Annotated in this window: 12 protein-coding genes; 6 read left to right on the forward strand and 6 right to left on the reverse strand. The window is 50.3% G+C overall.

Features of this window, described 5'->3' with window-relative positions; translation table 11 throughout:
- Both ACO6V1_RS12020 and ACO6V1_RS12025 read right to left on the reverse strand, forming a co-directional pair.
- A partial coding sequence (locus tag ACO6V1_RS12020; RefSeq protein ID WP_422466987.1) for a hypothetical protein occupies positions 1-349 on the reverse strand: 349 nt, incomplete at its 3' end.
- 178 nt (positions 350-527) lie between these two features.
- Positions 528-1,331 carry a 5'-3' exonuclease H3TH domain-containing protein gene (locus ACO6V1_RS12025; RefSeq protein WP_422466989.1) on the reverse strand — a complete coding sequence of 268 codons (804 nt, stop codon included), beginning with the start codon at positions 1,329-1,331 and terminating at the stop codon, positions 528-530.
- 154 nt (positions 1,332-1,485) lie between these two features.
- Here ACO6V1_RS12025 and ACO6V1_RS12030 point away from each other — a divergent pair, with 154 nt between their 5' ends.
- From ACO6V1_RS12030 to ACO6V1_RS12045, 4 genes are read left to right on the forward strand one after another with little or no spacing between them, the layout of a single operon-like run.
- Entirely contained in the window at positions 1,486-2,694 is a 1,209-nt protein-coding gene (locus ACO6V1_RS12030; protein WP_422466991.1) for an O-succinylhomoserine sulfhydrylase, read from the forward strand.
- A 57-nt stretch (positions 2,695-2,751) separates the two neighbouring features.
- A complete protein-coding gene (locus ACO6V1_RS12035; protein ID WP_422445126.1) occupies positions 2,752-3,654 on the forward strand; it encodes an AAA family ATPase in 903 nt (300 codons plus the stop codon).
- 11 nt (positions 3,655-3,665) lie between these two features.
- Entirely contained in the window at positions 3,666-4,658 is a 993-nt protein-coding gene (locus tag ACO6V1_RS12040; RefSeq protein ID WP_422466993.1) for a DUF58 domain-containing protein, read from the forward strand.
- A complete protein-coding gene (locus ACO6V1_RS12045) occupies positions 4,651-6,684 on the forward strand; it encodes a transglutaminase TgpA family protein (protein ID WP_422466995.1) in 2,034 nt (677 codons plus the stop codon). Before ACO6V1_RS12040 ends, ACO6V1_RS12045 begins: the two co-directional genes overlap by 8 nt.
- 1 nt (position 6,685) lies before the next feature.
- Here the strand turns inward: ACO6V1_RS12045 and ACO6V1_RS12050 are convergent, their stop codons facing one another.
- The 3 genes from ACO6V1_RS12050 to ppnN form a co-directional block, all read right to left on the reverse strand.
- Complete coding sequence (locus tag ACO6V1_RS12050) at positions 6,686-7,162, reverse strand: YiiD C-terminal domain-containing protein (protein ID WP_422466997.1); 477 nt, start codon at positions 7,160-7,162, stop codon at positions 6,686-6,688.
- A 90-nt stretch (positions 7,163-7,252) separates the two neighbouring features.
- Entirely contained in the window at positions 7,253-9,844 is a 2,592-nt protein-coding gene (acnB, locus tag ACO6V1_RS12055) for a bifunctional aconitate hydratase 2/2-methylisocitrate dehydratase (RefSeq protein ID WP_422467015.1), read from the reverse strand.
- 265 nt (positions 9,845-10,109) lie between these two features.
- Positions 10,110-11,486 carry a nucleotide 5'-monophosphate nucleosidase PpnN gene (gene ppnN / locus ACO6V1_RS12060; RefSeq protein WP_422466999.1) on the reverse strand — a complete coding sequence of 459 codons (1,377 nt, stop codon included), beginning with the start codon at positions 11,484-11,486 and terminating at the stop codon, positions 10,110-10,112.
- 373 nt (positions 11,487-11,859) lie between these two features.
- Here ppnN and yfcD point away from each other — a divergent pair, with 373 nt between their 5' ends.
- On the forward strand, positions 11,860-12,387 hold the full coding sequence (yfcD, locus tag ACO6V1_RS12065; RefSeq protein ID WP_101748594.1) for an NUDIX hydrolase YfcD: 528 nt from the start codon (positions 11,860-11,862) through the stop codon (positions 12,385-12,387).
- A gap of 35 nt (positions 12,388-12,422) precedes the next feature.
- Positions 12,423-13,037, forward strand: coding sequence for a riboflavin synthase subunit alpha (locus ACO6V1_RS12070; RefSeq protein ID WP_422445116.1), 615 nt, complete (start codon positions 12,423-12,425; stop codon positions 13,035-13,037).
- Positions 13,038-13,341: 304 nt separating this feature from the next.
- On the opposite strand, the gene lon is transcribed toward ACO6V1_RS12070, so the two are convergent.
- Positions 13,342-15,768 carry an endopeptidase La gene (lon, locus tag ACO6V1_RS12075; RefSeq protein WP_422467001.1) on the reverse strand — a complete coding sequence of 809 codons (2,427 nt, stop codon included), beginning with the start codon at positions 15,766-15,768 and terminating at the stop codon, positions 13,342-13,344.
- Positions 15,769-16,122 lie beyond the last annotated feature (354 nt).

Below are 16,122 nucleotides of genomic sequence, written 5' to 3' on the forward strand. Positions count from 1 at the left end.
CTTCGGTTGTCGGGGCTTCGGTGGTCGAGGCTTCGGTTGTCGGGGCTTCGGTTGTCGGGGTTTTGGTGGTCGAGGTATTGGTTGCCAGGTCTTTGGCGGTTACATTTCGGGCAGACAATGCCGTTGCCACAGGCGCTGCTGCACCCAACAGCGTTAAGCCATAAATGCCAGCAGACACGGCCCCAAGCAACCCTACGGTTGCAACTGCTGTCAGAAAAGGGTGACGGACAATCCATTTAAACGCCCTGGTCCCACAACTTCGATCATCCTGCCTCACAACCGATTCAGAATTGTTTTGTGGAGCCTGTCGGTAACTCCGAAGCTCAATGCATGAACCTGCTCGATCCATAATAACACTCCTGACTTTAAACTTTGGTAGATGCGACATGCTATAGATCAGCAGACTTGTAGATCGGTAAAAAGTTCATGTAGAAGCGATATTATGACCGGTTACTGCCGGTAACCCTTCGTCTCTCAAATTTCGTTTTTCCGGGCTTCGTGACAGCGTCGGGTCCCGGTGTGGTCGCCTAACCCTGAGTTGTCTCCTGGTATCGAAGGTCTTTTAAGCTCAACCCTAACTCCACATCATGCTGTAGCGTTGCCAAACGTACCGATAGCTCGGCTTGTTCTCTTTGCTCCAGTACCTTTTTCAGTGCACCTTTCACCTTTTCCCCATGTGCCACTTCAGGCTCTAATATCTTATGCAAACTGCCAAACCGGTTAAGTAGCTCAGTCGCGCCTTTCTTTCCTACGCCTTCCACACCGGGAACATCGCCAACACCCGCCATACCCCAGTAGTCCAGTAACTTTTCAGGGGGGATTCCATACTCTGTGCACACAGAGGCACTGTCAAAATTCTCTTTCTGGAAATGATCCCGCTGTATGACCAGGGGTGAATGCAACAGCTGCCGGTATGTCTTATCCGTTGACAGAATCACCGTTTTGACATTGACGGCAATGGCCTTGTGGGTAATGGCACCAATCACGTCGTCAGCTTCTATGCCGTTACGACGAAATGTCATTAATCCCATCTCGCGGAAAGCATTATTGAATTCAACCAGCCTCTGTCGTAAGGCTATCGGCATCGGCTTGCGCTGCGCTTTATACCCTGGCAGAAGCTGATGTCGCCAGGTAGGAGGGTCGCCATCAAAGACCATCAGAATATGGCTTGGGCTGCACTCTTTGATGGCTCTTTGCACGGATGCCATTGTTGCAGATAATGCCCCATCCACCTGTTGGTTGTCATCGGCCTGGGGCTCCCTTGATGGAATGGCCGCATGGATGCGACGAATCAGGTTCAGAGCATCAATCAGAAGCAGTGTTGGTGCCATATTGTCGGTTGATTCCAGCGGTGAGTATTTACGTTTGACAATGATAACGGAAATTTGCTCAAAGCAGGCTGTGGATTTGTTCTGTGTTCTGGTATGTTAACGGACTGGCATAGGTATAAATTACAAAAAAATACGCGGTAATTCAGGAAGTTCCATGAATGATCATGATTTGACTGAGACGTTGGCATTTGCAACTCAGTCCATCCGGGCAGGTTCGTTTCGCAGTGATCAGCGTGAGCACAGTGAAGCCATTTATCTGAGTTCAAGTTTTGTTTATGACAGTGCTGCCCATGCTCAGGCAGTTTTTGCCGGGGATGAGCCGGGTAACGTCTATTCCCGTTATACCAACCCTTCAGTCCAGATGCTGGAAGCGCGCATGGCGGTGCTGGAAGGGAGTGAGGTTGACGACGACATTACCGCCTGTGCCACGGCTTCTGGCATGGCCGCTATTCTTGGCACCTGTATGTCGCTGCTGAAAAGTGGTGATCATGTCGTTTGTTCCCGCAATGTATTTGGCACAACATTCACTGTCTTTGCCCGGTATTTTGCCAAGTTCGGTGTGCGAACCACATTTGTTGATCTGGTGGACTATCAACAGTGGCAAGAGGCGATGACACCACAAACCCGTCTTCTATTTCTGGAAACCCCTTCTAATCCATTGAGTGATGTGGCTGATCTTGAACGGCTGGCGGATATTGCCCACAGTAACGACGCCTTGCTTATGGTGGATAACTGCTTCTGTACTCCAGCCCTGCAACGTCCACTCTCTTTTGGTGCGGATCTGGTGGTGCATTCGGCCACAAAATACATTGATGGTCAGGGACGTTGCCTTGGAGGCATGGTGGTTGGCAGGAAACAGCTCGTGGATGAAGTCCACTTATGGCAGCGGTCTGCGGGGGCAACCATGAGTCCGTTCAATGCCTGGGTGTTTTATAAAGGGTTGGAGACGCTCTCTGTGCGTATGGACGCGCACTGTCGAAACGCTTCGGAATTGGCGCTCTGGCTTAGTCAGCATCCGGCTGTGGAGCGTGTTCATTATTCCGGGTTGAACTCCCATCCGGGCCATGAGCTGGCGAAAAAACAGCAGAAGGGTTTTGGTGGCGTGTTGGCCTTTGAAGTGAGCGGTGGTCGGGAGTCCGCCTGGAAAGTGATTGACAGTGTTCAGATTATGTCCCGTACTGCCAATTTGGGGGATACCCGGACCACCATCACCCATCCGGCAACAACAACACATTGTCGTTTATCCGATGAAGACAAAATAAAGTCAGGCATTACAGAAAGTCTGGTTCGTATTGCCGTTGGTCTTGAGAATATTGATGATCTGAAAGCCGATCTGGAAAAGGGACTCAGGCACTTGTTGTAAGCCCAGTGCTGTCCAGGGATGGAGCTCTTAATAAGAACAAAGCTGGAATCATGACTTATGAACTCAACGCTGCAGAACTCTCTGGACGCGCTGTCTGGTGTTATTCGGGGTAAAGACCGAGAACTTCGGTTGGCATTGTGCTGTATGTTAGCCCGGGGCCATCTGTTAATCGAAGATCTGCCTGGTATGGGGAAAACAGCACTGGCACTGTCACTCGCCCGATTGCTGGGGTTGGAATATCAACGAATCCAGTTTACCAGTGACCTGTTGCCGGCCGATATTCTGGGCGTTTCCATTTTTGATCGGGCATCATCTGAATTCCAGTTCAAGCCGGGTCCTGTGTTTTCCCAGCTGCTGCTGGCGGATGAAATTAACCGCGCTTCACCGCGAACCCAGAGTGCACTTCTGGAAGCCATGGAAGAACGACAGGTGACCATAGAAGGGCAGGGCATATCGCTGCCTGAGCCGTTTGTGGTGATTGCCACCCAGAATCCGTTGACACAACAGGGAACATTTCCACTGCCAGAATCGCAGATGGACCGCTTTTTGATGTGTATTCCCATGGGATACCCGGATACCGACTCAGAAAAAGCCATTCTCCGGGGTGAGGCCGGGCGATTTCTGGTCAGCCAGCTGGGGCAGTCAGTGACACCAGAGGCGTTTCTGTTGATGCAGCAGGAAGTCGATAACGTCCACGCCAGTGATCTCTTGCTGGATTATGTGCTGCGATTACTGAAGGCCACCCGTGAAGAGGGTTATTTTGCCGTTGGTTTATCCCCAAGGGCGGGTTTGGCATTGTTACAGGCAGCCAGGGCCTGGGCCTATATAGACGGCAGGGACTACCTGATTCCGGAAGATATTCAGGCCGTGTTTGTCCCGGTTGCCACGCACCGGCTGACCATGCAGAAACAGGGTATATCGCCCGGTGAACTCCTTGCCCGTATTAATGCCATGGCTTGAGTGGTTCATCAATGAAAGACTCACTTGTTACTGCATCCCGGCGTCGGCTGAACCAGCGTTTTCAGCAGTGGGCTGATCAGCGCACACCCAGAGCAACTCGAATTCAGCTTAACCAGCGTCGTATTTATATTGTACCGACAGGCTCGGGATTTTTCTGGCTTTCCCTGGTGCTGGTGATTTTTCTGGTGGCGGTTAATTACCGTAATTCACTGGCTTATGGTCTCTGCTTCTTTATGCTGAGCCTGTTTTTATTAGCCATTATTCATACGTGGCGTAATCTGGCCGGCATTACCCTGGTGGCCAAGAGGGCAGAAGCCGGATTTGCCGGTGAGCGGATACCGGTTTCGATAGAATGTCTCAGTGAACGGCGGCCGCGTTATTCTATTGCTATTGGCTGGCCCGATACCGAATCCGTTGTCGTGAGTTTTGACAGTGATCGTGATCAGGGGCTGCTTGCTCAGGCTGGATTGCGGGGATGGTTCCGGCCCGGGCGACTGCGTATAGAAAGTATTTACCCTTTGGGATTATGTCGGGCATGGAGCTGGGTTCGTCTGGATTTTCACTCGCTGGTTTATCCTGCTCCGGATGACCGATACCCGTTACCGGAGAATGAAACCACAGACGATGGTGAGAGGTCATTGACGACATCAGGTTTTGAAGAGTTTGCCGGATTCAGAACTTATCAGCAGACAGATACCCCTGCCCACGTTTTCTGGAAAGGCTATGCCCGAACAGGAGAGCTGCTGACCAAGCAGTTTGATCAGCCATCAGGCCGTGAACTCTGGTTTTCCCTGGATCAGGTGCCGGAAGGAGATCTTGAACAAAAGCTTTCGGTTCTGACTGCCTGGTGTTTGCAGTGTGATAAGCAACAATATGCCTATGGTCTGGCACTGGCGGGACAGCAACTGGCACCATCAACTGGTGAGTTACATTTAAAGCAGTGCCTGGAGATGCTGGCGTTGTATAAGCTGGATCAGGGTATGGCTGGAGGAGTAAATGGATAGCCCGGCTGTTTCCCGTTATGCCACGCTCTGGCTTCTGGTGGCACAGGTTATGGTGGCATTGCCGGTGCTTGAAGTCCTGCCCATTGCGGTGCTTCCTCTACTGGTGCTTACCCTGATGTGGCGTGCACTGATCTGGTTTGGCAGAGGCTCCTGGCCATCAGATCTGTTAAGACTTCTTTTGGTCGCCCTTTCCCTGGTCATCATCATTACTTCCTCGGGTTGGCAATTTTCACTGGAATTGGCTGTGACCTTCCTGGTGACGGGTTACGCCTTGAAAATGCTGGAGATGAAGACCCGCAGAGATGCGTTGGTGATCGCCTATATCGGCTTTTTTGTGGTGGGGGCCGGGGTGATTTATTCCCAGTCCCTGATGCAGGCACTATATCAGTTACTGTGCCTGGGTGTGTTAGTCGCAGCGATTCATGCGATGTATTCGCCAACATCCAGTGCTTCCGCCAGTTTCTCCATAAAAGGCAGTCTTCATTTTACCGGCCTTATTCTGCTGCAAGCCCTGCCTTTAACGTTAGCTCTGTTTATTTTTGTTCCCCGTCTTGGTCCATTATGGGCAGTGCCCTGGCCTGAAGGAGAGGCTAAAACCGGGCTGTCTGACACAATGAAGCCAGGTGATGTGGCAAGGCTCAGTCAGTCTTATGAGTTGGCTTTTCGGGCTCAGTTTACTGGTTCTGTACCACCGGCCAGGGAACGTTATTGGAGAACTCTGGTTCTTGATCAATACGATGGTGAGCAGTGGTGGCAAAGTGACCTGATACGTTTATTGAACCAGTTTCCGGGAGAAATCGATGCTGAGCGAGACTGGCAGAGTAGGTCGCCAGTGATTGATGGCTGGTGGCAGTTTCAGCCAGGGCAGTATAACTATGAGGTGTTATTGGAGCCCAATGGTCGACAGTGGCTTCCCGTTCTCGGGATGGCTGCAGTAGCGGTTCCGGAAACAACAGTTTTGAGAACCTTACGACTGGAAGCAGATAAGCCTGTTTTTGAACGACGCTTGTATCAGCCTGCGCAACAGAGCGTGGTTGCACAGACGATGACTATGCCTTCCTGGTTGCTGACTCTTAATAAGTCATTGCCTGATAGTGGCAACGCCCAAAGTCGTATTTTGGCGCAACAGTTGTTTGCCGAGTCTGGTCGGGATCCGGTTACCATGGGACGGCGGGTAATGGACTATTTCAATCAGGAGCCTTTTTACTACACACTGTCGCCACCGTTGATGGAGCAGAATGAGGTCGATCAATTCCTGTTTGTCCATCGCAGAGGGTTTTGCGAGCACTATGCCAGCAGCTTTGTGTTTATGATGCGCTCGGTGGGGATACCAGCACGCATCGTGACCGGTTATCTCGGAGGGGAGTACTTACCCGAAGAAAAGGTGGTCAGAGTACTTCAGCGAGATGCCCACGCCTGGGCGGAGATTTGGGTTGAAGGGCAGGGGTGGATTCGATTTGACCCCACCGCAGCGGTAGCGCCGGAACGTATTGAGCTTGGCATTGATGACATGATTGATCAGGGTGGATTGTTGCAGGGGCAGATTCCTCTGGCGTATCGTTTGGGTCAAACCGGCTTTTTCAAGTCGGTTCGACAGGGTTGGGAGCGACTTGAGTACCGCTGGCAGAAGTCTGTGGTGCAGTACCAGCAGGAAAAGCAGCAGTCTTTTATGAAGGAGTTGTTTGGTACTTCGTCTTTTTACTGGCAGCAGGTCGGTGTGCTCGGTGCATTATTAGCGCTGTTTCTTCTGCTTTTTGGTGTCTTTGCGCTCTTTCAAAGGCCTGCACTCAATCCTTATCAAAAGCTCTGGTTACGACTGGAACGCAAGCTGGTTGCCAGGGGTTTTGAACGCCAGGCAGGGGAAGGGCCTAAAGATTTCGCATTGCGAGTAAACGCTAAAAATGATGCGTTGGGTGCACAACTATTATCGATTGTGGATCTCTATATTCAGTCGGCCTACTCGGGACGGGTGAAATTGGATAAACCGTTGCTTGATCAGTTGAGCAAAATGATCAAGCAACTGTAAGTTACTCAGGCATCGCCACATAAATGCCTTTGTAGGTTGCGATGTTTATGGATGACTGCTCTTCTTTTTCCGTTGAATATAATTCAACCGTTAATTCCAGTTTGGCATTGCGACGCTTATTTAAACGGTCAAAAAACCTGTCGGGAACCATGGCGCTGCAGTGGGCTGATATGCGGCCTTTGCCGGGAGCATGGTAAGTCAGTTGGGAATCGGCAATAACGGCAGCGCAGTCCTGTACATGTGTTCTGGCGTGAAGGGTGGTAAACAGCCAGCCACAGATGGTGGCCAGCGCGGCAATACTGCCACCAAAAGCGGTTCCTTTATCGTTGATATTGGGTGCCAGTGGGCAGCTGATTACTAATTCTCCATCCTTGAACTGATCAAAACTGACTTCCATAGTATTCAGTAGCGGGATGTTGTCTTTTATCCACGCGATCAGTTCTGGTGTGAAATGGGATTCTGGTGTTGCCGTGTCCATATTGCAGGCCATCACTCGTCGGTATCACTATGATAAAAATAAAAAGCCCCTGAAAACAGGGGCTTTTGTGTCGATTAACGCAGCAGTTTATCAGCTGGCTTTGGCGATAATATCGTCAGCAGCCTTTTGATACGACTCTACCTGGTCAAAGTTGAGGTAGCGATAGACGTCACCCGCCATGGCATCCAGGTTGCTGGCGTATGCCATATACTCTGCCACGGTTGGTATTTTGCCAAGAATGGCACCGACAGATGCCAGCTCAGCAGAACAGAGGTATACATTAGCGCCATCCCCCAGACGGTTGGGGAAGTTACGGGTAGAGGTAGAAAGTACGGTTGCGCCTGGCTCTACACGTGCCTGGTTACCCATGCAGAGTGAACAGCCGGGGATTTCGGTCCGTACACCGTTGTCGTTGTAGATGTTGTAATAGCCTTCTTCTTCCAGCTGTGCCTTGTCCATTTTGGTGGGAGGCGACATCCAGAAGCGGGTCTTCAGTGGATCATGGTTCTGTTCCAGCAGTTTTCCGGCCGCACGGAAGTGGCCGATATTGGTCATGCAGGAGCCCAGGAACACTTCATCGACCTTGTCACCGGCAACATCCGACAGTGTACGGGCATCGTCCGGGTCGTTTGGCGCACAGAGAATGGGCTCCTTGATGTCTGCCAGATCGATTTCGATCACCTCAGCGTATTCCGCATCGGCATCCGCACGCATCATGGTTGGGTTGGCCAGCCACTCTTCCATCTTACGGGCACGACGTTCCAGAGTGCGGGCATCGCCATAACCTTCACTGATCATCCAGCGCAGCATGGTGATGTTGGACTTCAGATATTCAGTGATGGACTCTTCAGACAGGGTGATGGTACAGCCGGCAGCAGAGCGCTCAGCAGAAGCATCGGAGAGCTCAAAGGCCTGTTCAACGGTGAGGTTTTCCAGGCCTTCAATTTCCAGTACGCGGCCGGAGAAGGCATTCTTCTTACCTTTCTTCTCGACGGTCAAAAGGCCTTGCTTGATGCCGTAGAGTGGAATGGCGTGCACCAGATCACGCAGGGTAATGCCCGGTTGCATTTCACCTTTGAAGCGAACCAGAACAGACTCAGGCATATCCAATGGCATAACACCGGTTGCCGCCGCAAATGCCACAAGGCCTGAACCTGCTGGGAAAGAGATGCCCAGCGGGAAACGGGTGTGGGAGTCACCACCGGTACCCACGGTATCTGGCAGCAACATGCGGTTCAGCCAGCTGTGGATGATGCCGTCACCAGGGCGCAGGGCGACACCACCCCGGTTCATAATGAAGTCCGGCAGGGTGTGGTGAGTTTCCACGTCTACTGGTTTTGGATAGGCGGCAGTGTGGCAGAAAGACTGCATAACCAGGTCAGAAGAGAAGCCCAGACAGGCCAGGTCTTTCAATTCATCACGGGTCATTGGTCCGGTGGTGTCCTGGGAGCCGACAGTGGTCATTTTGGGCTCACAGTACTGGCCAGGGCGGACGCCGGGCACACCGCAGGCTTTGCCGACCATTTTCTGGGCCAGCGTGAAACCATGGGTTGATTCTTTAGGGGGCTGCGGGCGGCGGAATATGTCGGAATGGCCCAGATCCAGTGCCTCACGGGCTTTGTCCGTCAGTCCACGGCCAATGATCAGGTTGATACGGCCACCGGCCTGTACTTCGTCAAGAATAACGTCGGATTTGAAGGTGAACTCAGACAGAACTTCCCCGGACTCAGAGAGGATCTTGCCATCGTATGGGCGAATTTCGATAACATCACCCATGTTTAACTGATCCACCGGGGCTTCAAACACCAGGGCACCGGCATCTTCCATGGTGTTGAAGAAAATAGGGGCTACCTTGCTGCCTATACAGATACCGCCAGCACGCTTGTTGGGCACACCGGGGATATCATCACCAAAGAACCAGAGCACCGAGTTGGTGGCAGACTTACGGGAAGAGCCGGTACCGACAACGTCACCCACGAAAGCAACCGGCAGGCCTTTGCTCTTGATGGCTTCAATTTGCTCAAGCGGGCCGGTAACGCCGTGTTCTTCTGGCTCAAGACCATCACGGGTCATTTTGTAGGCAGCACGAGCGTGCAGAGGAATATCCGGGCGAGACCAGGCATCAGGGGCAGGGGACAGATCATCGGTATTGGTTTCACCAGTCACCTTGAATACCGCAACCTTGATGCTTTCAGGCACGGCATCACGCCCGGTGAACCATTCTGCTTCAGCCCAGGATTTCAGAACGGCCTGGGCATTGGCATTGCCATCTTTGGCTTTTTCTTCCACATCGTGGAAAGAGTCGAACACCAGCAGGGTTTTTTTCAGCTGCTCAGCGGCAAGTTCACCCAGCTCGGTGCTGTCCAGAAGGGCTATCAGGGTTTCGATATTGTAACCACCCAGCATCATGCCCAGCAGCTCAACGGCTTTCTTGCTGTCAACCAGTGGGGATTCAGCTTCGCCCTTGACGAGGGCGGAGAGGAATCCGGCTTTTACATAGGCAGCTTCGTCAACACCGGGGGGAATACGATTTTCAAGGAGGTCCAGAATATATTGTTCTTCACCGGCTGGTGGATTTTTCAGCAGTTCAATCAGGCCTGACACCTGTTCTGCATTCAGCGGCTTAGGTGGGACACCTTCTTGGCCACGCTCTTCGACGTGTTTTCTGTAGGCTTCTAACACGAGTTCTACCCTCATCATCTGTGGCAGGCTCTTGGGCGATCCTTCGACAAACCTTTATGATCTTATGGGTCCGTCAGACGTTCCAAGGAAATCTTTACCAGTAGCACTGGTGGCGCGGGCAGTATAGCGAAAGGTGCTTTTCAAGTTAAGTAAAGACCGTAATAGCCACTATTTTTTCTGTGAATGGCTGTTTCAGTATTTGTGATTTACGCAGGCAGCATCTGAAGAAGCCGAAGCGGCCTCTTCAGGTGGAATTGACAAAAAGTCAGGATTCAATGATTTCGTAGCAGGGTTGGTAGTGGCTTCCGGGCAGTTTCATCCGGTGCTGATCAACAAACGATTGCAGAAGGGTGTCCATCTGTTGCATCAGGCCCGGTTCACCACTGAGCTTATAAGGGCCATGCTCACGGATCAGGTTAACACCGTCTTCCTTGATATTCCCGGCAACAATGCCCGACATAACACGACGGAGGTTGGCTGCCAGCTGGTGGGCCGGGAGATTGCTGTGCAGTTCCTGGCTGGCCATGTTTTCATGGGTGGGCTCGAAAGGCTGCTGGAACTCCTGGTCAATCTTTAGCAGCCAGTTAAAGTAGTAGGCATCCCCATGTCGACGACGGAAGCGGGTTACTTTTTCCAGGCCACGGGCCATGATTGTGGCAACCCTGGCTGGATCATTGACGATGATCTGGTACTTTTCCTGCGCCTCTTTGCCCAGTGTATTGCCAATGAAGTTGTCAATCTGTTCAAAGTAAGCTTCTGACCCGGCGGGCCCTGTCAGGATCATGGTCAGGGGAATGTCTGTATTGTCCGGGTGCAGGAGAATACCGATCAGGTAAAGAATCTCTTCACAGGTTCCCGGTCCACCCGGAAATACAATGATGCCATGCCCCAGACGGACAAAGGCTTCCAGACGTTTTTCGATATCGGGCAGGATAACCAGCTCATTGACAATCGGGTTAGGAGACTCGGCAGCAATAATGCCAGGCTCGGTCAGCCCAATAAAACGACCATGACTGATCCGCTGCTTGGCATGGCCAATGTAGGCACCTTTCATCGGCCCTTTCATCGCACCGGGGCCGCAGCCGGTACAGATATTCATTCTTCTGAGGCCCAGTTGATAACCGACCAGTTTCGTGTATTCATATTCATCACGGCCAATGGAGTGTCCACCCCAGCAGACCACGATATTGGGCGTCTGTTTGGTGATAAAGGCGTTGGCATTTCTGAGCACCTCAAACACCAGGTGTGTGATGTCGGATGAACTTCCGTGATCGAAACGCTTGTCGCTGGTGATCAGGGACGAAACATAGAGAATATCCCTGAGTACGGAAAACAGGTTTTCCCTGACACCCCGGATCAGTTTTTTATCAACAAATGCAGACGCCGGTGCATTGATCAGTTCTAGTTTCAGTCCACGGTGTTCCTGAACAATGCGGATATCAAATTCGGAGTAGGTTTGTAACAGCTCTTCTGCGCTGTCACCTTCCATCTCATCACTTAACACAGCCAGGGCGCACTGGCGGAACAGGCGATGCAGGCCAGCTTTGGTATTATCCTGAAGAATATTGACTTCCCGGCTGGACAGTACTCGCATGGAGCCAACCGGGTTAACAATGGCGGAGACTACATTAGGTTTACTCATTATGCCCCCTTAAAGGATGGTGTTCGGTGTCAGACAGCATTTTTTAGGTGGTTATGGCAGTAATGGATGCTGGTCAGGACAAAATTATATTTAACTAACTATCGGATCCTGTGGGTTGAAATCGAGTGAAAATTACCGTTTTTACTGATTGGGAAAATTAAAATTCCTATTGCCCTAAGCAAATTATACCGGTTTTGGTCGCTAATGATCAGTCTTGACGAAATGATACCGCTTTGACAGATTGGCAGAGATGCCACAAACGCCTTTGCCTTTTTGTTGAATGTTGACTGGTATTTTCTGTTTTCGATTACCAATAGCTTGATATAAGATGTTGCCACAATAATAAATGAATGACAGATAAGAGGAGATCTCGATGCCTGGCCAGCAAGAGGTGGAAGCGTCTGTGGAAAGCGTGGTGGTGGTTGATGACCATAATTTTGTTCTCGGGTCCGTTCCCAGGGGAAAGATGCGAGAAGAAGCACTCTGCCACAGGGCAACCTATATTTTTGTCTTCAATTCAGCAGGGCAGCTGTATGTTCAGGAGAGGACCCTGAATAAGGATATTTATCCGGGCTACTTTGATCCCGCTACAGGGGGCGTGGTTACTGAAGGGGAAAGCTACGATCAGGCGGCTGAACGGGAGTTGGCTGAGGAGCTTGGTATCGAGAATGTGCCCATCACTTCGCATTTTCACTTTTTTTTCCATAATGATGATTGTCAGGTCTGGGGCAGGGTCTACAGCTGTTATTATGATGGTCCTTTGACCCTCCAGGAAGAAGAGGTTGCCAGTGTGGTGCTGGAATCACCGGACGAGGTGCTGGCGAACCACAACCACCGAAATTATACGCCAGACAGTCTGGTTGCTCTTGAGAGACTGGTTCACTGTCTCAAAACATTCTGATGTAGGCCAACGTGTTTGGCGACGATAGGTAGTGTATGTTTACAGGTATTGTGAAGGGATTTTTTCCGGTTGGTCGAATTGAAAAATTCAACGAACTGAATCGTATTACTGTGCTGTTGCCGTCCACATTGCTGGAAGGCTTGGAAACCGGAGCCAGTATTGCAGTGAATGGATGCTGTTTGACAGTTACTGCTTTTGACCGGGAAAGTGCCACTTTCGATGTGATGAAAGAGACCCTGAGGGTTACTAACCTGGGGGCGTTGGGAGAAGGTGATAAAGTCAATATTGAAAGAGCTGCACGCTTTGGTGACGAAATTGGCGGGCATCTTCTCTCTGGTCATATTCACGATACGGTTGAGATTTGTGACATTAAGCAGGAAGAAAACAATGTGACAGTATTCTTTCAATTTGCTTCTGAATGGCAAGACTATATTCTGCCTAAAGGCTATGTGTCTCTGAATGGCTGTAGTTTGACTATTGGTGAGAAGGTTGAGGGAGGGCGCTTTTGTATCCATCTTATTCCGGAAACCTTAAGAATGACGTCATTTGGTACAGCGGAAGTTGGCGATAGAGTTAACCTGGAAATAGACAGCCAGACTCAGGCGATTGTCACTACGGTGAAAAGTTATCTGGAATCAACCAGGTTATGATATGTGTGGTGATATAGTTCTCTGAACCTTTTTATGCTTTCGCAGGGTTGCAAATTCTTGAGCTACAACCCTGTGTCGTTCCGGTATCTGTTTCCTCATTGTTTTTCTGCTATTTTAAAAAACTTTAATATGCTTATTACGTCTTATATATCATTTGAAAAATTTTGCCGCACGGCCCACAATAAAAGTGCTCACTAGCGTGTCCAAACGGGATTAGATCCCGCTGCTATTGTAAGAGTGATTAAGAAAGCGCCACCTGATCGGGTGGCGTTTTTTATTTACAGCAGAGTACGGTTGGCTCTACTTACTTTTTTCCTTTGCTTTTGCTGACCGCTGGAAATGCAATTCTATAGACGTCCTCGTATTGGCTGGCAAAATGCACAGAGATGCCTTCACGGATGTAATCCGGTAGCTCATCAAAGTCTCTGCGGTTATCTTCCGGAAGAACCAGGTTCATAATTCCCTGCCGTCGGGCAGCAATTACCTTTTCTCTGATACCGCCCACAGCCAATACTTTGCCTGTCAGGGTCAGCTCTCCGGTCATCGCCAGATTTTTCAGGGGTTTAATGCCTTTGGCCAGAGAGATTAAAGCGGTTGTCATGGTGACACCGGCACTGGGGCCATCTTTCGGGGTGGCACCTTCCGGAACATGGAGGTGTATAAATGCAGTTTTCAGAAAGTCTTCCTGAATACCCAGCTTTTTGGCGTGACTGGTAGTATAGCTGTAGGAGATTTCAGCCGACTCTTTCATCACCTCACCCAGCTTGCCAGTCAGTTTAAAACCGGCTCTTTGCTGATGTATCAGGCAGGCTTCAACAGGGAGTGTGGCACCCCCCATTGCGGTCCAGGCAAGACCGGTAACTATGCCAAGACCTTCCATGGTTTTTTCTTTACGAAAGTAGGGGGCTCCGAGAAAGTCTTCCAGATTTTTAGCCGAAACCGTCAGCTTGTGTTCATCATTTTCCAGGAATTTGACGACAACTTTGCGAATGATTTTTTGCAATAATTTCTCAAAGTGACGAACCCCTGCTTCCCGGGCATAACCATCAATAATTTTACGGAAGGTTGTATCTGAGATTCTAAGCTGGCTCTTTTTCAGTCCTGCTTTGTTCAGTTGTTTGGGCCATAAGTGATTCTTGGCAATCGCTACCTTCTCTTCGGTGATATAGCCGGACAGCCTGATTACATCCATTCGATCAAGCAGTGGTCCCGGGATAGTATCCAACTGATTGGCTGTGCAAATGAACAGGACTTTTGACAGATCAATTCTCATGTCCAGATAGTGGTCAAGAAACTCGCTGTTCTGCTCAGGATCCAATACCTCCAGCAGTGCCGATGCGGGATCACCACGGAAGGACGCACCAATTTTATCAATCTCATCAAGCATGATGACCGGATTGGAGACTTCTACTTCCTTCAGTGCCTGAATCAGCTTTCCGGGCATCGCTCCAATATAAGTACGACGATGTCCTTTAATCTCAGCTTCATCTCTCATGCCGCCCAAACTGAAACGGTAAAATTTTCGGTCCAGAGCTTTGGCGACGGACTTGCCAATAGAGGTTTTGCCCACACCCGGAGGGCCTACCAGCAACATAATGGAGCCGGATACTTCTTTCCGGTAAGCACCCACTGCCAGAAACTCAACAATGCGCTCTTTAACATCCTCAAGACCGTCATGGTCGGAACTGAGTACGTTTCTTGCGTGATGAAGATCGAGGTTATCTTCAGAGTACAGGCCAAAAGGGACAGATGTCGCCCAATCGAGATAATTTCTGCAAACAGCGTATTCCGGGGAGCCGGTTTCCAGAATAGACAGCTTTTTCAGCTCATCATCGATTTTGCTCCTGGCACTTTCAGGGACGATCAGCTTTGCCAGTCTCTGCTCGAACTGTTCAATCTCAGCAGTTCGGTCATCTTTCGATATGCCCAGCTCTTTTTGAATGACTTTAAGCTGTTCCTTCAAGAAGAACTCGCGCTGATGATTACTGATTTTCCGGTTAACTTCCGCATTGATTTCACTCTGAAGGCGGGCGACCTCCTGCTCTTTGCGAATCAACACCAGTACCTTTTCCATCCTGCGTTGAACAGGGATGGTTTCCAGTACTTCCTGCAGCTCCTGTCCGGGAGCGGTGGTAATAGCCGCTGCAAAATCTGCCAGGGGGGAGGGGTCTTTGGGACTGAAGCGGTTCAGATAATTTTTCAGCTCCTCGCTGTACAGAGGATTCAGCGGGATAAGCTCTTTGATCGCCTGGATCAGTGCCAGTGCATAGGCTTTTACTTCATCACTGTCGTCTTCAGGGGTATCGATATAGTCGACCTGAACCAGGTAAGGAGGTCGGCGACGTAACCATTGTCGTATTCTGAAACGTTGCATTCCCAGGGCAATAAACTGAACCTGGTCATTGTCTGACACAATATTATGGATTTTGACAACGCAACCTACCTGGGGAAAATCTTCCGGCGCAACGTCTATGCCGGGCAATCGGCCAACAAAGCTGAGACCAACCGCTTTATGAGGGCTCTGGCCAACACGCTGCAGTGTTTCTCCCCACTCCTCATTGCTGAATACTAACGGTTGTACCTGTGCAGGAAAGAAAGGGCGGTTCGAAACGGGGATCAGATAGAGTTTGTCTGGTAGCGACTGGTGTGGAAGTACAAGTCCGGTACTGGTTTTTTGACTGTCTGCGTCCCCATCGAGCACTTCGGGGTTGTTTGGATCCTGATCTGTCATAGTCTGTCTGCAAAAGCTGGTTTAACAGGAAAGTTGGTTGATATTCTGTTGCAAAGAGATGGTGTAGCGTGCTTTATGGAAGCCTGGGCTAACCCATTACTCAGTGCTTCAACCTTGTGTTCTGGATAGTCTATTTTGAGGCTTATCCAGTAATTTCAATAGTCAGTGCACTTAAGTATGGTTTAGATAGTCAGGATTGGTAACGGGAATATTGGGCTGCTGACCAGTGGTAATGGAGAGGGTTTTATCCACTGTTCATGAAAGTTATGGCTGATGAAATGATGACAATTTAATGACGGCAACCAGCCTCTGGAGTGATAATACAGGTAAAGATCATGGCAGCTTAAACCCTGT

The organism is Endozoicomonas sp. ALC013 (assembly GCF_049310205.1).
Taxonomy (GTDB): Bacteria; Pseudomonadota; Gammaproteobacteria; order Pseudomonadales; family Endozoicomonadaceae; genus Endozoicomonas.